Source organism: Arthrobacter sp. AOP29-A2-19 (genome assembly GCF_058138025.1).
Genome location: NZ_CM176894.1, coordinates 3,315,908 through 3,334,665, shown reverse-complemented (window position 1 = coordinate 3,334,665; position 18,758 = coordinate 3,315,908). Strand labels below are relative to the sequence as shown.

The 18,758-nt window shown below is 66.7% G+C and carries 14 protein-coding genes and 3 rRNA genes; 15 read left to right on the top strand and 2 right to left on the bottom strand.

Features of this window, described 5'->3' with window-relative positions; genetic code table 11:
* Positions 1-10 precede the first annotated feature (10 nt).
* The 12 genes from tilS to panC all read left to right on the top strand — a co-directional run bounded on the left by tilS (position 11) and on the right by panC (position 10,806).
* Entirely contained in the window at positions 11-1,003 is a 993-nt protein-coding gene (gene tilS, locus AC3ZJJ_RS15365; protein ID WP_489892685.1) for a tRNA lysidine(34) synthetase TilS, read from the top strand.
* A 104-nt stretch (positions 1,004-1,107) separates the two neighbouring features.
* Positions 1,108-1,659, top strand: coding sequence for a hypoxanthine phosphoribosyltransferase (hpt, locus tag AC3ZJJ_RS15360; protein WP_489892684.1), 552 nt, complete (start codon positions 1,108-1,110; stop codon positions 1,657-1,659).
* 153 nt (positions 1,660-1,812) lie between these two features.
* Complete coding sequence (ftsH, locus tag AC3ZJJ_RS15355; protein ID WP_489892683.1) at positions 1,813-3,915, top strand: ATP-dependent zinc metalloprotease FtsH; 2,103 nt, start codon at positions 1,813-1,815, stop codon at positions 3,913-3,915.
* Between the two features lie 54 nt (positions 3,916-3,969).
* Positions 3,970-4,545, top strand: a complete 576-nt coding sequence (gene folE, locus AC3ZJJ_RS15350; RefSeq protein WP_489895865.1) for a GTP cyclohydrolase I FolE — start codon at positions 3,970-3,972, stop codon at positions 4,543-4,545.
* A 6-nt stretch (positions 4,546-4,551) separates the two neighbouring features.
* Complete coding sequence (folP, locus tag AC3ZJJ_RS15345) at positions 4,552-5,484, top strand: dihydropteroate synthase (protein WP_489892682.1); 933 nt, start codon at positions 4,552-4,554, stop codon at positions 5,482-5,484.
* 2 nt (positions 5,485-5,486) lie between these two features.
* The gene (gene folB / locus AC3ZJJ_RS15340) at positions 5,487-5,867 is read left to right on the top strand and encodes a dihydroneopterin aldolase (RefSeq protein ID WP_489892681.1); all 381 of its coding nucleotides are present in this window, start codon (positions 5,487-5,489) and stop codon (positions 5,865-5,867) included.
* Entirely contained in the window at positions 5,867-6,376 is a 510-nt protein-coding gene (gene folK, locus AC3ZJJ_RS15335; protein ID WP_489895863.1) for a 2-amino-4-hydroxy-6-hydroxymethyldihydropteridine diphosphokinase, read from the top strand. The genes folB and folK overlap by 1 nt, the downstream gene beginning before the upstream one ends.
* A 6-nt stretch (positions 6,377-6,382) precedes the next feature.
* Complete coding sequence (locus AC3ZJJ_RS15330) at positions 6,383-6,886, top strand: DUF3180 domain-containing protein (protein WP_489892680.1); 504 nt, start codon at positions 6,383-6,385, stop codon at positions 6,884-6,886.
* Positions 6,867-7,379: a PH domain-containing protein gene (locus tag AC3ZJJ_RS15325; RefSeq protein ID WP_489892679.1), complete on the top strand. Its 513-nt coding sequence runs from the start codon at positions 6,867-6,869 to the stop codon at positions 7,377-7,379. Before AC3ZJJ_RS15330 ends, AC3ZJJ_RS15325 begins: the two co-directional genes overlap by 20 nt.
* A gap of 2 nt (positions 7,380-7,381) precedes the next feature.
* The gene (locus AC3ZJJ_RS15320) at positions 7,382-8,965 is read left to right on the top strand and encodes a PH domain-containing protein (protein WP_489892678.1); all 1,584 of its coding nucleotides are present in this window, start codon (positions 7,382-7,384) and stop codon (positions 8,963-8,965) included.
* On the top strand, positions 8,958-9,833 hold the full coding sequence (locus tag AC3ZJJ_RS15315) for a Rossmann-like and DUF2520 domain-containing protein (protein ID WP_489892677.1): 876 nt from the start codon (positions 8,958-8,960) through the stop codon (positions 9,831-9,833). Before AC3ZJJ_RS15320 ends, AC3ZJJ_RS15315 begins: the two co-directional genes overlap by 8 nt.
* A gap of 31 nt (positions 9,834-9,864) precedes the next feature.
* A complete protein-coding gene (gene panC, locus AC3ZJJ_RS15310) occupies positions 9,865-10,806 on the top strand; it encodes a pantoate--beta-alanine ligase (RefSeq protein ID WP_489892676.1) in 942 nt (313 codons plus the stop codon).
* Here panC and AC3ZJJ_RS15305 read toward each other — a convergent pair.
* Positions 10,718-11,575: an aminoglycoside phosphotransferase family protein gene (locus tag AC3ZJJ_RS15305; protein WP_489892675.1), complete on the bottom strand. Its 858-nt coding sequence runs from the start codon at positions 11,573-11,575 to the stop codon at positions 10,718-10,720. The genes panC and AC3ZJJ_RS15305 overlap by 89 nt on opposite strands.
* Positions 11,572-12,567, bottom strand: coding sequence for an NAD(P)H-dependent flavin oxidoreductase (locus AC3ZJJ_RS15300; protein WP_489892674.1), 996 nt, complete (start codon positions 12,565-12,567; stop codon positions 11,572-11,574). The genes AC3ZJJ_RS15305 and AC3ZJJ_RS15300 overlap by 4 nt, the downstream gene beginning before the upstream one ends.
* 579 nt (positions 12,568-13,146) lie before the next feature.
* Here AC3ZJJ_RS15300 and AC3ZJJ_RS15295 point away from each other — a divergent pair.
* From AC3ZJJ_RS15295 to rrf, 3 genes are all read left to right on the top strand, one after another.
* Positions 13,147-14,672, top strand: a 16S ribosomal RNA gene (locus tag AC3ZJJ_RS15295).
* Positions 14,673-15,228: 556 nt separating this feature from the next.
* Positions 15,229-18,360: ribosomal RNA gene (locus tag AC3ZJJ_RS15290) — 23S ribosomal RNA — on the top strand.
* Positions 18,361-18,599: 239 nt separating this feature from the next.
* A 5S ribosomal RNA gene (gene rrf, locus AC3ZJJ_RS15285) occupies positions 18,600-18,716 on the top strand.
* The 16S, 23S and 5S rRNA genes sit together here, the layout of an rRNA operon.
* Positions 18,717-18,758: the final 42 nt, after the last annotated feature.

Here is an 18,758-nt window from a genome sequence, read left to right as displayed (position 1 = left end):
GCGGAACGCCGTGCGCGGCACCGTCCGCGAGGCGGGCGGGAACGCCGGCACGCTGTGTTTGGTGGCGTGCAGCGGCGGAGCCGACTCGCTCGCGCTGGCGGCCACAGCAGCGTTCCTTGCGCACAAGGGCGAAGTCCGGGCGGGCGCCGTCGTTGTTGACCACGGCCTGCAGCCGGGCAGCGCCGACGTCGCCGGACGGGCCGCGGAGCAGGCGCGAAGCCTCGGGCTGGATCCCGTCCTCGTCGAGCGCGCCACGGTGCGCGGCAACGGGACGGAGGACGACGCGCGGCGGGCGCGCTACGCCGCGTTCGAATCCGCCGCGTCCCGCACGGGCGCCGCGGCTGTCCTGCTGGGCCACACGCTGGACGACCAGGCCGAGCAGGTGCTGCTGGGTCTGGGTCGCGGATCCGGGACGCGCTCGCTCTCCGGCATGCCGCGGGCGCGCGGGCGGTACCTGCGGCCCTTTCTGGGGCTGCGCCGGGCGGACACGGAGGCGATCTGCGCGCACGAGTCGCTGGAGTACTGGGAGGATCCGACCAATGCCGAGCGGCACGCCACCCGCAACAGGGTCCGGCTGGACGTGATGCCTGCGCTGGAGTCCGCGCTCGGCCCGGGAACCGCGGAGGCGTTGGCGCGCACCGCCGCCCTCGCCCGCGAGGACGCCGACTACCTGGACCGCGTGGCCGGGGCCGCGTTGCGGGACGCCCTTCTGCCGGTGACCGCCCGGGGCCTGTCCCTCTCCATCCCGTCCCTCCTGGGGCTGGACCCGGCGGTGCGGAGGAGGGTGCTGCGCTCCGCCGTCGTGCTGGCCGGCGGGGAGCCGCCGACGTTCGAACGCGTGTCCGCGCTCGGCCGCCTGCTCGAAGGCTCCGATTCCGCCGGGCCGGTCCAACTCGCCGGACCGGTTTCCGCGTTCAGGACCCGGGTGCGCGGACCTGGCGGCGTGTCGTCGGCCACACTCGACCTCCGCCCCGGCGCGGACCCGCGCCGCCCCGGCCGCTGACCGGCCCCTGCCGTTCCCCACCCGGGCCCGGCCTGTGGCACTCTAGATCCCAGTAGCGCATCCCCAACGCCCCCCGCACGGGCAGCAACGATCAGGAGCCATTCGTGGATTCGAACGACGTCACCGCAGACCTCCAACACGTCCTCTTCACCAAGGAAGAGATCCAGCAGAAGATCAACGAGCTGGCTGCCCAGATCGACAAGGACTACGAGGGCCGCGACATCCTGGTGGTCGGCGTCCTGAAGGGCGCCGTGATGGTGATGGCCGACCTGGTTCGCGCCCTCCACTCCCACGTTTCCATGGACTGGATGGCGGTCTCTTCGTACGGCTCCGGCACGCAGTCGTCCGGCGTCGTGCGGATCCTGAAGGACCTGGACACCGACCTGATGGGCAAGCACGTCCTGATCGTCGAGGACATCATCGACTCCGGACTGACGCTGTCCTGGCTCAAGGCCAACCTTGTCTCCCGCGGGCCCGCCTCCGTCGAAATCTGCACCCTGCTGCGCAAGCCGGAGGCGGCCAAGGTGGAGATCGACGTAAAGTACGTCGGCATGGAGATCCCGAACGAATTCGTGGTCGGCTACGGCCTGGACTTCGACGAGAAGTACCGAAACCTGGACTTCATCGGCACGCTCGCGCCGCACATCTACGAGTAGCCTCCGCCGGCCCGTCCCTTACGCCCACAGGGGAACTACCGGGCGGCCCCGTGCGTGGAATCTACTGGAACGTGTACCAATGAAGGTACAAATCGGGATCCGGGCGCCCTCGCGTCCGCGAGCAGGAGGGACGGGGGACAGGACCCCCTAAGCATGAACGCCAAGAAAATCCTCAACAGCTGGGTCATTTGGGTCCTGGTCGGCGCGGTTGCGCTGCTCGTTTTCCTGCCCTCGCTCACATCCGGCAACACCGGCCGCGTCGACACGAGCGTGGGGCTCCAGCTCCTGACGGAGAAGAAGGCCAGCGAGGCGAAGATCTTCGACGGCGACCAGCGCGTGGACCTTTCCCTCAAGGAGGACTTCACCCTCGACGGCGTGGACAAGGGCAAGAAGGTCTCCTTCTACTACTCCAACGCCCGCGCCGAGGACGTCGTGAAGGCGATCGACGCCGCGGACCTGGAAGGCTTCACCGACCAGCCGGTGGAGAGCAACTGGTTCCTGAGCATGCTCGGCGTCCTCATCCCGTTCATCCTCATCGCCCTGCTCTTCTGGTTCCTGCTTTCTCGCGCCCAGGGCGGCGGATCCAAGGTCATGCAGTTCGGCAAGTCCAAGGCAAAGCTCATCACCAAGGACATGCCGCAGGTGACGTTCAACGACGTCGCCGGCGCCGAGGAGGCCGTCGAGGAGCTCCACGAAATCAAGGAGTTCCTGCAGGAGCCGGCCAAGTTCCAGGCCGTAGGGGCCAAGATCCCCAAGGGCGTGCTGCTCTACGGCCCCCCCGGAACCGGCAAGACCCTGCTGGCCCGCGCGGTTGCCGGCGAGGCCGGCGTCCCCTTCTATTCGATCTCCGGATCCGACTTCGTCGAGATGTTCGTCGGCGTCGGCGCGTCCCGCGTGCGCGACCTCTTCGAGCAGGCCAAGAACAACGCGCCGGCCATCATCTTCGTCGACGAGATCGACGCCGTCGGGCGGCACCGCGGCGCGGGCGTCGGCGGCGGCAACGACGAGCGCGAACAGACGCTGAACCAGCTCCTGGTGGAGATGGACGGCTTCGGGGCCAACACCAACGTCATCCTCATCGCGGCCACCAACCGTCCGGACGTCCTGGACCCGGCCCTGCTGCGCCCGGGCCGCTTCGACCGGCAGATTCCCGTCGAGGCGCCCGACTTCATCGGACGCGAGCAGATCCTCCGGGTCCACGCCCAAGGCAAGCCCATGGCGGACAACGTCGACCTGCGCGCCGTCGCCAAGAAGACCCCGGGCTACACGGGCGCCGACCTGGCCAACGTGCTCAACGAGGCCGCGCTGCTGACGGCGCGCTCGAACGCGCAGCTGGTCGACGACCGGGCCCTGGACGAGGCGATCGACCGCGTGATGGCCGGGCCGCAGAAGCGCTCGCGCCTGATGAAGGAACACGAGCGCAAGATCACGGCGTACCACGAGGGCGGGCACGCCCTCGTCGCGGCCGCGCTGCGCCACTCGGCGCCCGTCACGAAGATCACCATCCTGCCCCGCGGCAGGGCCCTGGGCTACACCATGGTGGTGCCGGACGACGACAAGTACTCCGTCACCCGCAACGAGCTGCTGGACCAGCTCGCCTACGCCATGGGCGGCCGCGTGGCCGAGGAGATCATCTTCCACGATCCCTCCACCGGCGCGTCCAACGACATCGAAAAGGCCACCGGCACCGCGCGGAAGATGGTCACCCAGTACGGGATGAGCGAGCGAATCGGCTCCGTGAAGCTGGGTTCCGGCGGAGGAGAGCCGTTCCTGGGCCGCGACGCCGGGCACGACCGCGACTACTCGGAGCGGATCGCCGCGATCGTCGACGAAGAGGTCCGCGCGCTGATCGACGCCGCGCACGACGAGGCCTACGCCGTCCTCACGGAAAACCGCCACGTGCTTGACCGCCTCGCTTTGGCGCTGCTGGAGCGCGAGACGCTGAACCAGAAGGACCTGGTGGAGATCTTCGCCGACATCGTCAAGCGTCCGGAGCGCAAGGTGTGGCTCTCCAAGGACAGCCGCCCCGTCCATGCGAACGGCCCGGTCATGTCCCCGGTCGAACTGCGCCAGCAGGCCGAGGGCCAGGCCAACCGGAACGGCGAGGGCCACCCAGACGTGGTCGTCGACCCGGCCAGCGGCCCGCGGCTTCCCGGCGGCCACCCCGGACCCGACTCCGGAACCGAGGGCGGCTTCGGCCCCGGCGGCGGTTCCGGCCCAGACGGCGGCGGCCTCCCAGTGCCCGACCGCGTGTAGCGCGGGCAAGCTAGGATCGACATCGTGACGGAAATCGACGAGCAGTACACCGACATGCCCGCAGCGGCAGTGGACCAAGGGCGCATCGCGCGCGCCGTGCGGGAGATCCTCGAGGCAATCGGGGAGGACCCGGACCGCGACGGTCTCAAGGAGACGCCGGCCCGCGTGGCCAAGGCCTACGCGGAATTCTTCGCGGGGCTCCACATGGATCCGGGGGAGCTGCTGTCGACGACCTTCGACATCGACCACGACGAACTCGTCCTGGTCAAGGACATCCCGTTCTACTCGACGTGCGAGCACCACCTGGTTCCGTTCCACGGCACGGCGCACATCGGCTACATCCCCGGCCGCGACGGCAAGGTGACCGGGCTCAGCAAACTCGCGCGGCTCGTCGAGTTGTATGCGCGCCGGCCCCAGGTGCAGGAGCGCCTGACCACGCAGATCGTCGAGGCCCTGATGAGCCACCTCGATCCGCGGGGGGCCATCGTCGTCATCGAATGCGAACACCTGTGCATGTCCATGCGGGGGGTCCGGAAGCCCGGAGCCAAGACCGTCACCAGCGCCGTCCGCGGCCAGCTGCGTGAGCCGGCAACCCGCGCAGAGGCCATGGGCCTCATTCTCGGAAAGTAGGCCACCATGTCCCTCGGAGCGATCCCCGGAACCGGACCCGCAACCTCCCCCCTTCCCGTCATCCGGCCCGTCAAGGCGCCCAAGAGCTTCGCCGACCTCCCCTCCGGCCGCACGCTGGTGATGGGCATCCTCAACGTCACCGAGGACTCCTTCAGCGACGGAGGCCGCTACCTGCGCGCCGACGACGCGATCGGACACGGCCTGCGCATGCTCTACGCCGGCGCGGACATCATCGACGTGGGCGGGGAATCCACGCGGCCCGGAGCGGACTTCGTCTCATCCGAGGACGAGCAGACCCGAGTCATCCCGGTCATCCGCGCCCTGGTCAAGGCCGGCGCGGTGGTGTCCATCGACACCATGCACACAGCCACGGCGCGCGCCGCCCTGGACGCCGGCGCGCACATCGTCAACGACGTCTCCGGCCTGACGCACGAGGCCGACATGCCGGCGCTCATCGCCGAGCGGAAGGCTCCGTACGTGCTGATGCACCGGCGGGGCGACGCCCAGACCATGACCACGGAGGCGAACTACTCCGACGTCGTGGCCGAGGTCGTCGCGGAGCTCGCCGAGCTGCGCGACCGCTTCCTGGCGGCCGGGGTCCCGGCGTCGTCCATCATCGTCGACCCCGGACTCGGCTTCGCCAAGAACCCGGAACACAACTGGGCCCTGCTGCAGGGCATCGACAAGCTCGCGGCGCTAGGCCACCCGGTGCTGATCGGGACCTCCCGGAAGCGTTTCCTCGGCTCCCTGCTGGCCGAAGCCGGCAAGCCGGCCCCGCCCGCCGAACGCGACGTCGCCACGGCCGCCACCAGCGCCCTCGCCGCGGCGGCCGGCGCCTGGTGCGTCCGCGTGCACGACGTCGAGTCCACGCTCGACGCGGTCAAGGTGGCCACCGCGTGGGCCAACCCGGCCGTCGTCCCGGCCCGAACCGGGGCCTAGGCATGGCCGTGGGAGCCGCGCCCCGCGACACCATAGCGGTCAGCGGGATCACTGCCATCGGCCACCACGGGGTCTTCGAACACGAGAAGCGGGACGGCCAGCCGTTCGTCGTCGACGTGGTTCTGCACACCGACATCCGTGCCGCCGCGGCCTCGGACAACCTCGAGGACACGGCGAACTACGGGGCGCTGGCGGAGACGGTCGCCGAGGTCGTCGCCTCGGGCCCGTACGACCTCATCGAGACCCTGGCGGAGAAGTTGGCGGCTCGGGTCCTGGCGGACTACGGGGTCGAAGCCGTCGGCATCACGGTCCACAAGCCGCAGGCTCCCATTCCGGTCCCGTTCGGCGACGTCGCCATCACGATCCACCGGGAACGCCAGTGATCCCGGCAGCCTCGACCCTCGCCGTGCTGGCCCTGGGCAGCAACCTGGGGGATCGTGGGGACACGCTGGTTAGCGCCGTTGCCGAACTCGCCGACGGGGACGCGGTCACCCTGCGCAGGATCTCCCCCGTTGTGCAGACCGAGGCGGTCGGCGGGCCCGCCGACCAACCCGATTTCCTGAACATGGTCATCGAAGTGGAGACCGTCCTCGGACCACTCGAGCTGCTGCGCCGGTGCCAGTTGGTGGAGCAAAACCACCACCGTGTCCGCGACGTCCGCTGGGGTCCGAGGACCCTGGACATCGACGTGATCACCTACGGGGACCAGAGCATCGACAGCGAGGAGCTGACCGTCCCGCACCCCCGAGCCGCGTCCCGCGCCTTCGTGCTGCAGCCGTGGTCGGAGATGGATCCCGGGGCGGTGCTCGGCGGCGTGCCGGTCGCCGAGCTCGCGCTCCGCGCCCCCGACCTGGGCGGGCTGCGCCCCTACCGGCCCGAAGGGGACGGATAGCGGCCCATGAGCACCATCCGCCCCCTGTGGCTTCTGATGATCTGCCTTGGCGCGGCACTGGCCGGGTGGGCCGCGCAGTTGCTGACGTCGGCGAACGGGCTGCCCGCCCCGGTGCTCCACTGGACGTCCCTGATCACGATGGGCGCCGGCGTGCTGATCACCCTCGGCTTCGGGCTGAGGGTCAGGCGCTACCAACAGGGCAAGCTGAAGAGGATGCTGGATCCCCTGCAGGCCGCGCGCACCTTGGTTCTCGCGCAGGCCACCGCCTATGCCGGCGCACTGATCGCGGGCTGGCACGCGGGTATCCTGATGGACCTGCTGGCCGCCAGCGGACTGCGCAGCGCGGCCGCGATGTCATCCCTGGTGATGATCGCGGCGTCCGCGTTCATGGTTATTGTGGGATGGGTGGTGGAGCAGTTCTGCAAGCTGCCGCCGGACGATCCGTCCGCACCCGACGCCAGTGCGCGCGACAGTGAGGAAAACGAAGGGTATGCCCCAGGAACCAGTTGATCCCGCCGGTGTCGAATGGATGCGGGTCTCGCCAAAGTACGCGCGGGTCCGGATCGTCGGCTGGTTGATCGGCGCCGTGGTCTCGGTGGTCGTCCTGAGCGTGCCGCTGGTCCTGCACCTCACCGGCGTGTGGCCCGGCTACCCGGCCTGGCTCGCGTGGGGGCTTCCGGCCGTGGTCCTGGCCCTGGACGTGGTGAGGCTGTCGCTGATCCCCCGCCAGGTGCGGGCCATCGGCTACGCGGAGCGCGAGGACGACCTGCTGGTGCGCAGCGGCATACTCTTCCAGAAGGTCCTCGTGGTCCCGTACGGCCGGATGCAATACGTGGACGTCGCCGTCGGCCCGATCGACCGCTCCATGGGACTGTGCAAGGTGCAGCTGCACACCGCCGCCACCGCGGCGAGGGCCGAGATCCCCGGACTGCCGGCCGCCGAAGGCGCGCGGCTGCGCGAGCAGCTGTCCGCCCGCGGCGAGGCCAGGCTGGCGGGACTGTGAGCGTGCCGGAAACGCCGCCCGCCGCCGGTGAACCGGACGTCCCCTGGTACCGGGTCCACCCCGTCTCCCCGCTGGTGCGGGGTTGGATCGCCGTTGTGGCCATCGCCTACTTCTGGGGACAGAACTGGCTGGAGAACATCTTCTCGCGGGGCCAGGAATCGGACTCCGACGGCGGTTGGCACTTTACGCCGGACGTGCTGCTCACCGTGGTTGTGGGCTTCGGCATCCTGCTGCTCATCGTGCTGGGATTCTTCCTGTCCTGGTACTTCACCCGCTACCAGATCACCGAGCGGCACGTGAACGTCAACTCGGGAATCGTCTTCCGCCAGCAGCGGCAGGCGAGGATCGACAGGGTGCAGGCCATCGACATCGCGCAGCCCCTTCTGGCCCGCATGTTCGGCCTGGCTGAACTCAAGTTCGAGGTCGCCGACGCCGGCGAGACCGCCATGAGCCTCGCGTTCCTCAAACTCGACGACGCCAAGCGGCTGCGCAACGCCATCCTTGCCCGCGCGGCCGGACTGAAGTCCCAGCCGGCCCGGTCCGCGGAACCGGAGGTCGCCTACCCGGCGGACGCCGCCCCAACGGAAGGCGCGCCCGAGGGTGTCGTGGTTTCCGGGGGACCGGCCCGCCAGGAACCGGCGAGGCCCCACGGTGGCCTGCGTCCCGAGCCCTTGCCCTTCGACGAGCCGGAGGCCCCCGAGACGGTCGTCGCGGTCGTTCCGCCGGGCCGGCTGATCGGCTCGGTGCTGCTCAGCCCGTGGGTGTGGATCACGGTCCTGGCGCTCATCGGGGGCGCGATAGCCATGCGCGTCACGGACGGCGGATTCTCGCTGCTCTATCTCTTTCCCTTTTTCCTCGGCGTTGTGCCCGCCATGTGGGGCCAGTTCAACCAGGGCTACAACTTCCGCGCCGGCATGAGTCCGGACGGCTTGCGGCTGAGCTACGGATTGCTGGACACCAGGCACCAGACAGTCCCGCCGGGCCGGGTCCAGGCAGTCCAAGTCAGCCAAGGCATCATCTGGAAGGCCTTCGGCTGGCACAAGGTGGTCGTCAACGTTGCCGGCTACGGGGGAGCGGCCGGCGGGGACGCCGCCCTGCGGTCCACCCTGCTGCCGGTCGGCACGAGGGCCGACGTGTTGAGCGTGCTGGCCGTGGTGCTCCCGGACCCCGGAACCGACCGCCCGCTCGAGCTCATCGACGCCGGTATCGCGGGATCCGGGCCGGATTGCGGGTTCACCAACACGCCACGCGGCGCCAGACTGTTGGCGCCGCTCGCCTGGAGACGTCAGGGGTTCGCCGTGACCCGAACGGCGCTCTTCGCCCGATCGGGCGTCCTTGTGAGGCGGCTGATCATGGTTCCGCACGAGAGGACTCAGGGCCTGGTGCTGAGCCAGGGACCGCTCGCCCGCCGCCTCGGCGTCTGCGACGTGCAGCTGGCGACCACCAACGGGCCGATCGATCCGCGTGTGCTCCAGACCGACGTCGAATCGGGTCGAGCGCTTTTCCTCGAGCAGGCGGACCGCGCCGCAACCGCGCGCCACCTCGCGGACCGCGACCACTGGCTGGAAGGGGAGCCCAATGCCTAAGCCCGGAAGACTCGGAATCGGGATCATCGGCGCCGGCCGGGTGGGGGCCGTGCTGGGAGCAGCGCTGCGCGCCGCCGAGCACGCGGTCGTCGGGGTCCACGCCGTGTCGGAGGAGTCGCGCGAACGCGCCGACGTGTTGCTGCCCGGTGTCCCGATCCTGCCGATTCCCGAAATCCTCCGCCGGGCGGAGCTGGTCCTGATCGCTGTGCCGGACGACGCGCTCGGCCCACTGGTGAAGGGATTGGCGGACGCGGGGCACTGGCAGACCGGACAGCTCGTGGCGCACACCGCCGGGCGCTACGGCGTCGGGATCCTCGAACCGGCCCGCGCCGCCGGCTCCATCCCGCTCGCCATCCACCCGGCCATGAGCTTCACGGGCCTCAGCCTGGACCTGACCAGACTGCAGGACTGCATGTTCGGCGTGACGGCGGACAGGATGATGCTTCCGATCGCCCAGGCGCTGGTTGTGGAGATGGGCGCCGAGTCCGCGGTCGTCGAGGAGGACGACCGCGGGCTCTACCACGCGGCGCTCGCGCACGCCTCGAACCATCTGGTGACCATTGCCGGCCAGTCGGCGGAGCTGCTGCGCTCCGTGGGGATGGACCGCCCCGACCGCGTCCTGGGTCCGCTGATGCGCGCGTCCCTGGAGAACGCGCTTTCGGCCGGCGAGGGGGCGCTGACGGGGCCGGTGGCCCGCGGAGACGTCGGGACGGTGGCGATCCACCGGGCCGCGCTGGAGCGCGAGTCCGTCACCGCGGACGTGCGCGAGGCCTATCTCGCGATGGCCCGGGCCACCGCGCAGCGGGCCGTGGGACGCGGCCTCCTCACCGATGCGCAGGCGGCGGCAATCCTTGACGCCCTCGCATAGGGCTTCGCCGGGGCGGGACTAGACTCTTCGCGTGAATACCTCCGCGCCCGCCGGACCACCGCGGATTGTCCGCACCGTCTCCGAGCTCAAAGACGCCACCCGATCGCTGCTCGAGGCCTCGCTGGAGCAGCCCGGGAAGCCGCGGCGGCTCGCGCTGGTCCCGACCATGGGGGCGCTGCACGAGGGACACGCGAGGTTGGTCCGCACGGCGCGGCGGGAGAACGACGTCGTTGTGGTTTCGCTCTTCGTCAACCGGCTTCAGTTCAATGATCCGGCGGACTTCGAGCGCTACCCGCGCACGCTGGAGGCCGACGTCGAACTGCTCGCCGGGGCGGGGGCGGACCTGGTGTTCGCGCCGGACGAACCGGAGGTCTATCCGGACGGGGCGCCGCTCGTGGCGCTGTCCAGCGGAGCCCTGGGCGCGAAATTCGAGGGCGCCTCCCGCCCCGGCCACTTCGACGGCGTGCTGGCCGTGGTCGCCAAACTCCTGCACTACGGGGCCCCGGCCCTGAACACCGCCGTCGCCGTCCACTACAGCGCCTACTTCGGGCAGAAGGACGCGCAGCAACTGGCGATCATCCGGCGGATGGTCGCCGACCTGGCCTACCCGGTGAGGATCCGTGCGGTGCCGATCGTGCGTTCCCCCGAGGGGCTGGCCCTTTCCAGCCGCAACCGCTTCCTCTCGGAGGAGGAGGCCGAGGCCGCCCTGGTCCTTTCGCGGGCGCTGGGACTGATGCGCCGGCGCGCCGACGCCCACGAACCGTTGCGGCCCGAGGACGCCGAGGCCATGATCCGCAGCCAGCCCCTGGCCGAACTGGACTACTTCGAGGTCGTGGATCCCACGACGCTCGAGCCGTTGGCGTCCAACTGCCGGGAGACCCCCTTCACCGGCGAGGCCCTTGCCCTGGTGGCGGCGCAGGTCGGGACGGTGCGCCTGATCGACAATATGCCGCTGGGAACAACGGACGACTGACGCGCCGAAGCACGAACCGCCGGCCGCGCGGGGCGTCGGCTTCTGGGCCGTACCCGTCCAACAGGGAGCGGCGAAGGTCGTTGCGGCCGACGAATTCCTGGTGCTCCAGCCGAACCAGATCGGTGTACCAGGGGCGCAGCTCCGCGCGGCCGAAGTCGATCAGCGCCAGCGTCCCGTCCGCCCGGACCAGCCAGTTGCGAGGATGGAAGTCCCCGTGGGTGGGGACCAGGTCCACCGGCGCGGGCGTGAAGCGTTCCAGCCAGGCGGAGGCCTCCGCGAGCTGCCACCCCGGCGCAAGCCCCACCGACCGTTCCGCCAGCGAGGCGGCCTTGCGCGCCACGGCGGCCTCGTAGCGGGTGGACAGCCTGGGCGCGCCAGTGTCGCCGCGGTGCATGCGGGCCAGCAGCGATCCCGCCTGCCGGTACGTGTCCGGGGCAAGCTCCTGGGGCGCCCCTTTGGCCAACTGCCCAGGGATGTACCGCGTGACCAGCAGTCCGGCCGCGGCGTCGTACAGGACGAACTCCGGGACGTCGCCGGTCAGTTGGCCCAGCCATTCCCGGTGGGCTCGGGCCTCCCGGGCGAGATGGTGCGAGTTTTCCGCCGCCTTGAGGATGTAGCGTCCGGCCGAAGCGGTGAACTCAAGAACCGTGGCCCCGCCCGGCCAGGTGTGGTCCGCGCGGAGGCGCACGTCGGCGAAGCGGGTCGCCAACGCCGCCTCCTGAAGCCGCGTCAGGGAACCGCGGATCCGTCCGGCGGCCGGCACTTTCACCAGCGCGTCGACGCCGCGCGCAGGTGGGTGCGGAAGCGCGCAAGGTCGGCGACGATCTCTGCGGCGGTCTCGCCGCCGGACGTCATTCCGGCAGATTGGCCGGCGTAGACGGGGGCGAGAGCGGTGTCTCCCTTGGCCCGGGCACCTTCGATGCCGGCCGTGATCGAGGGATCCTTGGCCACTTCCCGTTCCAACTGGTCTTCGTCTCCGGCCCAGCGCGCGCTGAACTCGTTGCGCAGGGCCCGTCCCCCGAACTCGCGCGGCCAGGGAATGCGCTGCGCGATGTCGAAGGCACGTGTATAGACCGTGTCCCCGACGCCGGCCGCCGCGATGGCCTCCTTGGACCGGGCGTGGCTCAGCGATTCGGCGCACGCCGCGAACCGCGTGCCCACCCAGGCGCCCTGCGCCCCTGCGCCCAGCACGGCGGCGACCCCGCGCGCGGTCGCGATGCCTCCCGCCGCCAAGACCGGCTTGTCAGTGGTGTCGAGGACCAGCTGCAGGAGGGGAAGGGTGGCGACGTCGTGCCGTCCGTGCCCGCCGCCCTCGCTCCCGCGGCACACAACGACGTCGACGTCGTCCTCCAGCGCCCGGCGGAGCTCGGCGGCGGTGCCGACCTGCATGGCGGTGAGCGCCCCGGCCCCCTTGGCCAGCGCCAGCCCGGGACCCGGATCGCCGAAGCTGACGCACACCAGCTTGGGGCCTTGCTCCAGTGCGGCGCGCAGCGGATCCAGCGACTCCTCTAGCACCCAGGCCATCAGGCCAACCCCCCACGCGCCGCCCGATTCCGCCGCGAGGCCGGCCTGGCCCGCGATCCATTCGGGTGAGACGCCCGCGCCGATGCCCAGCATCCCCAGTCCGCCGGCGGCGGTGACGGCCGCGGCCAGGCGGCCGCCCGCAGCGCCGGCCATGGGTGCGTTGAGCACCGGCTCGGCGAGTCCGAGCCGTCGGGTCAGATCGAGCGGTTGGGCTTCGGCGCGTGAGGGGGTGTCCATGGGCCCAGTCTAGGATTCCGTGTGACGCAGCGCTCAGAAAGTGGATCCGGTGCGGCCCGCCCGCGGAAGGTGCCTGTGGGCCCCGCATCCCAGTGTTTGCGGGGTTTCCCGCCGACGGAGCCCCCGATTTGGCGTGGCGCCCGAATCCATGTAAAGTTTTCTGAGTCGCCGGGACGAGGACAGCGGAAACGCTGAAGATCGCAGGCGGCCAAACCCTACAAAACCAGTCCAAAATGGACCGGGGCGTCCTGCGCCCCAAACCTGGACTGAGGGACAGCGCATCGTAGTCGCGAACAGCCGGAAACGGTGGATTTGCACAGCGACACGCGGTAGGGTAAGTTAGACAAGTTGCTCCAGAGCGAAGCGCCGGTTACCGGGTCGTGGAGGTTGGAAGCGTCTGTTGCTTGAGAACTCAATAGTGTGCCATGTTTGTTGACACCGATTTTTTATCGATTATTGGTGAATGGCCTTTCTTGTCGCATCCCGTGCGGCGGGAGGGGTTTTTTGCCGGGATTGTTTTGCTTGGTGCAGCCGTTGGCCCGATTTTCCTTGGGCCTTCCTGGTTGTGTCTGTAATTTTTTTACGGAGAGTTTGATCCTGGCTCAGGATGAACGCTGGCGGCGTGCTTAACACATGCAAGTCGAACGATGACCCCAGCTTGCTGGGGGATTAGTGGCGAACGGGTGAGTAACACGTGAGTAACCTGCCCCCGACTCTGGGATAAGCCCGGGAAACTGGGTCTAATACCGGATATTCTCCTTCCGCCGCATGGCGGGGGGTGGAAAGCGGTTTAGCGGTCGGGGATGGACTCGCGGCCTATCAGCTTGTTGGCGGGGTAACGGCCCACCAAGGCGACGACGGGTAGCCGGCCTGAGAGGGTGACCGGCCACACTGGGACTGAGACACGGCCCAGACTCCTACGGGAGGCAGCAGTGGGGAATATTGCACAATGGGCGAAAGCCTGATGCAGCGACGCCGCGTGAGGGATGACGGCCTTCGGGTTGTAAACCTCTTTCAGTAGGGAAGAAGCGAAAGTGACGGTACCTGCAGAAGAAGCGCCGGCTAACTACGTGCCAGCAGCCGCGGTAATACGTAGGGCGCAAGCGTTATCCGGAATTATTGGGCGTAAAGAGCTCGTAGGCGGTTTGTCGCGTCTGCCGTGAAAGTCCGGGGCTCAACCCCGGATCTGCGGTGGGTACGGGCAGACTAGAGTGATGTAGGGGAGACTGGAATTCCTGGTGTAGCGGTGAAATGCGCAGATATCAGGAGGAACACCGATGGCGAAGGCAGGTCTCTGGGCATTAACTGACGCTGAGGAGCGAAAGCATGGGGAGCGAACAGGATTAGATACCCTGGTAGTCCATGCCGTAAACGTTGGGCACTAGGTGTGGGGGACATTCCACGTTTTCCGCGCCGTAGCTAACGCATTAAGTGCCCCGCCTGGGGAGTACGGCCGCAAGGCTAAAACTCAAAGGAATTGACGGGGGCCCGCACAAGCGGCGGAGCATGCGGATTAATTCGATGCAACGCGAAGAACCTTACCAAGGCTTGACATGGGCCGGACCGCCGTGGAAACACGGCTTCCCCTTTGGGGCCGGTTCACAGGTGGTGCATGGTTGTCGTCAGCTCGTGTCGTGAGATGTTGGGTTAAGTCCCGCAACGAGCGCAACCCTCGTTCCATGTTGCCAGCGGGTTATGCCGGGGACTCATGGGAGACTGCCGGGGTCAACTCGGAGGAAGGTGGGGACGACGTCAAATCATCATGCCCCTTATGTCTTGGGCTTCACGCATGCTACAATGGCCGGTACAAAGGGTTGCGATACTGTGAGGTGGAGCTAATCCCAAAAAGCCGGTCTCAGTTCGGATTGGGGTCTGCAACTCGACCCCATGAAGTCGGAGTCGCTAGTAATCGCAGATCAGCAACGCTGCGGTGAATACGTTCCCGGGCCTTGTACACACCGCCCGTCAAGTCACGAAAGTTGGTAACACCCGAAGCCGGTGGCCCAACCCCTTGTGGGAGGGAGCCGTCGAAGGTGGGACCGGCGATTGGGACTAAGTCGTAACAAGGTAGCCGTACCGGAAGGTGCGGCTGGATCACCTCCTTTCTAAGGAGCAGCTAGCAAACGCCGTCCACACGCAACGTGTGGGGGGTTTTGTTCAGTGTTTGCCCGTTGCGGCCGCGTTTGTCGGCCGGCGGGCGCTCATGGGTGGAATGTCAACGGATTGTGGCCTGTCTTCGGCGAGTGTCGGGACCTGCGAGTACGCCCCCCTGGGGGTTGGAAAGCGGTGTTCCGTCCGGTGCCGGGCGGGTCCATGGCACACTGTTGGGCCCTGAGGCAACAGGCCCGCGGACACGGCGAACGCTTTTGTGGCGTTGGTTGTGGACGGGGGGCTGGTTTTGTCTTGGTTGTCCCCGCGCACGGCCTAGGCCCACGTAAGTCCCGCACCGGTTGGTGCGGGTGGTGGGGTGTGGGTGTGTTGGGGTTGTTGTTTGGGAACTGCATAGTGGACGCGAGCATCTTGTACCGGGACGCCCTTTGGGGTGTTCCCGGGCAAAAAGCAATTTCTTTGATTTGAGAACCCCGGTGGCCGGGCCCTGGTGGTCTGGTTTCCGTGTGGTTTTCTCGATTTGTAGCAATGCTCTTTGCTTGGCCTGTTTGTGGTCAAGTTTTCAAGGGCGCACGGTGGATGCCTTGGCATTAGGAGCCGAAGAAGGACGTGGGAATCTGCGATAAGCCTGGTCGAGTCGATAACCGGACGTTGACGCCAGGATTTCCGAATGGGGAAACCCCGCACAGCGCGCGAGTGTCTGTGTGACCCGCAGCTGAACACATAGGCTGCGTGGAGGGAACGCGGGGAAGTGAAACATCTCAGTACCCGCAGGAAGAGAAAACAACAGTGATTCCGTGAGTAGTGGCGAGCGAAAGCGGATGGGGCTAAACCGAGCCATGTGTGATAGCCGGCGGGCGTTGCATGGCCGGGGTCGTGGGACCATCCATACCAGTTCTGCCGGACTGGTGGGGCGAGGTGCGGAAGTATAGGCGAACCGGTTTGAATGCCGGACCATAGGGGGTGCGAGTCCCGTAGCCGTAATGCTTTCCGCCGCCCTGTGAAGGTATCCCAAGTAGTACGGGGCCCGAGAAATCCCGTGCGAATCCGCCAGGACCACCTGGTAAGCCTGAATACTACCTAATGACCGATAGCGGACAAGTACCGTGAGGGAAAGGTGAAAAGTACCCCGGGAGGGGAGTGAAACAGTACCTGAAACCGTGTGCCTACAATCCGTCGGAGCCTCCATTGTTGGGGTGACGGCGTGCCTTTTGAAGAATGAGCCTGCGAGTTAGTGTTACGTCGCGAGGTTAACCCGTGTGGGGAAGCCGTAGCGAAAGCGAGTCTGAATAGGGCGACGCAGTGGCGTGATCTAGACCCGAAGCGAAGTGATCTACCCATGGCCAGGTTGAAGCGCGTGTAAGAGCGCGTGGAGGACCGAACCCACTTCAGTTGAAAATGGAGGGGATGAGCTGTGGGTAGGGGTGAAAGGCCAATCAAACTTCGTGATAGCTGGTTCTCCCCGAAATGCATTTAGGTGCAGCGTTGCGTGTTTCTTGCCGGAGGTAGAGCTACTGGATGGCCGATGGGCCCCAAAAGGTTACTGACGTCAGCCAAACTCCGAATGCCGGCAAGTGAGAGCGCAGCAGTGAGACTGTGGGGGATAAGCTTCATAGTCGAGAGGGAAACAGCCCAGAACGCCAACTAAGGCCCCCAAGCGTGTGCTAAGTGGGAAAGGATGTGGAGTTGCCCAGACAACCAGGAGGTTGGCTTAGAAGCAGCCACCCTTGAAAGAGTGCGTAATAGCTCACTGGTCAAGTGATTCCGCGCCGACAATGTAGCGGGGCTCAAGCACACCGCCGAAGTTGCGTCATCCAGATTTACAGGCAGGCCTTCGTGGTCCAGCCGTCTGGGTGGGTAGGGGAGCGTCGTGCCGGCAGTGAAGCAGCGGTGTGAACCAGCTGTGGAGCCGGCACGAGTGAGAATGCAGGCATGAGTAGCGAAAGACGGGTGAGAAACCCGTCCGCCGAATGATCAAGGGTTCCAGGGTCAAGCTAATCTGCCCTGGGTAAGTCGGGACCTAAGGCGAGGCCGACAGGCGTAGTCGATGGACAACGGGTTGATATTCCCGTACCGGCGAAGAACCGCCCATACCGAGCTGGCGATGCTAACCGCCCCAGACGCCCACCGGGTTCCCTTCGGGGAGCCCACCGGGCGCGCGGCGCGGGACCCGAGCCAGGGAGGTAAGCGTATTAACAGGTGTGACGCAGGAAGGTAGCCGGGCCAGGCAATGGAATCGACCTGGTCCAAGGGTGTAGGGCGAACGGTAGGCAAATCCGCCGTTCACGATGCCTGAGACCCGATAGGCGCCCCCCTTGGGGGGTGATCCGGTGATCCTATGCTGCCAAGAAAAGCATCGACGCGAGGTTCCAGCCGCCCGTACCCCAAACCGACACAGGTGATCAGGTAGAGAATACTAAGGCGATCGAGAGAATCATGGTTAAGGAACTCGGCAAAATGCCCCCGTAACTTCGGGAGAAGGGGGGCCCCAACCTTGAACGGTACTAGCGACCGGGAGGGGATCGGGGCCGCAGAGACCAGGGGGAAGCGACTGTTTACTAAAAACACAGGTCCGTGCGAAGTCGCAAGACGATGTATACGGACTGACTCCTGCCCGGTGCTGGAAGGTTAAGAGGACCGGTTAGCCGCAAGGCGAAGCTGAGAATTCAAGCCCCAGTAAACGGCGGTGGTAACTATAACCATCCTAAGGTAGCGAAATTCCTTGTCGGGTAAGTTCCGACCTGCACGAATGGAGTAACGACTTCCCCGCTGTCTCAACCATGAACTCGGCGAAATTGCACTACGAGTAAAGATGCTCGTTACGCGCAGCAGGACGGAAAGACCCCGAGACCTTTACTATAGTTTGGTATTGGTGTTCGGTGCGGCTTGTGTAGGATAGGTGGGAGACGTTGAAGCCCGGACGCCAGTTCGGGTGGAGTCATCGTTGAAATACCACTCTGGCCGTACCGGATTCCTAACTTCGGCCCATGATCTGGGTCAGGGACAGTGCCTGATGGGTAGTTTAACTGGGGCGGTTGCCTCCTAAAGAGTAACGGAGGCGCCCAAAGGTTCCCTCAGCCTGGTTGGCAATCAGGTGTCGAGTGTAAGTGCACAAGGGAGCTTGACTGTGAGAGCGACAGCTCGAGCAGGGACGAAAGTCGGGACTAGTGATCCGGCGGCACGTTGTGGAACGGCCGTCGCTCAACGGATAAAAGGTACCTCGGGGATAACAGGCTGATCTTGCCCAAGAGTCCATATCGACGGCATGGTTTGGCACCTCGATGTCGGCTCGTCGCATCCTGGGGCTGGAGTAGGTCCCAAGGGTTGGGCTGTTCGCCCATTAAAGCGGTACGCGAGCTGGGTTTAGAACGTCGTGAGACAGTTCGGTCCCTATCCGCTGCGCGCGCAGGAAATTTGAGAAGGTCTGTCCTTAGTACGAGAGGACCGGGACGGACGAACCTCTGGTGTGTCAGTTGTACTGCCAAGTGCACCGCTGATTGGCTACGTTCGGATGGGATAACCGCTGAAAGCATCTAAGCGGGAAGCCCGCTTCAAGATGAGATTTCCATACCATTTATGGTGAGAGGCCCCCAGCAGACCACTGGGTTGATAGGCGGGACGTGGAAGCGAGGACGAAAGACTCGTGAAGCCGACCCGTACTAATAGGCCGACAACTTACACCACAAACACCACACCGAGCGTGTGGCAAGAAACGCTGCGTCCACTATGCGGTCCCGAAACAACAACCCGTTTCGGAACGACCACAACCGAATACGCCGCCACCACGGCACCCCGCACGAACCGCCCCCCCCGGGGGGCGGGGACCGATGGGGTAGAGTGGTGGGCGGCAACGTCACGGAACTAAATCCCGTGGCCCACAGTTTTCCCACCCCCAACCAGGTTGGCGGGCAGGGAGCAAGGGTTACGGCGGTCATAGCGTGGGGGAAACGCCCGGTCCCATACCGAACCCGGAAGCTAAGACCCACAGCGCCGATGGTACTGCACTCGGGAGGGTGTGGGAGAGTAGGACACCGCCGGACAACCATTACCAGGACCCCCAACACCACGTGTTGGGGGTCCTG

Excerpts from the sequence above, each read along its gene's own strand:
- AC3ZJJ_RS15315 (WP_489892677.1), top strand. The coding sequence starts at position 8,958 with ATGCCTAAGCCCGGAAGACTCGGAATCGGGATCATCGGCGCCGGCCGG.
- AC3ZJJ_RS15330 (WP_489892680.1), top strand. The coding sequence starts at position 6,383 with ATGAGCACCATCCGCCCCCTGTGGCTTCTGATGATCTGCCTTGGCGCG.
- folB (WP_489892681.1), top strand. The coding sequence starts at position 5,487 with ATGGCCGTGGGAGCCGCGCCCCGCGACACCATAGCGGTCAGCGGGATC.
- folE (WP_489895865.1), top strand. The coding sequence starts at position 3,970 with ATGCCCGCAGCGGCAGTGGACCAAGGGCGCATCGCGCGCGCCGTGCGG.
- folP (WP_489892682.1), top strand. The coding sequence starts at position 4,552 with ATGTCCCTCGGAGCGATCCCCGGAACCGGACCCGCAACCTCCCCCCTT.
- AC3ZJJ_RS15325 (WP_489892679.1), top strand. The coding sequence starts at position 6,867 with ATGCCCCAGGAACCAGTTGATCCCGCCGGTGTCGAATGGATGCGGGTC.
- AC3ZJJ_RS15300 (WP_489892674.1), bottom strand. The coding sequence starts at position 12,567 with ATGGACACCCCCTCACGCGCCGAAGCCCAACCGCTCGATCTGACCCGA.
- ftsH (WP_489892683.1), top strand. The coding sequence starts at position 1,813 with ATGAACGCCAAGAAAATCCTCAACAGCTGGGTCATTTGGGTCCTGGTC.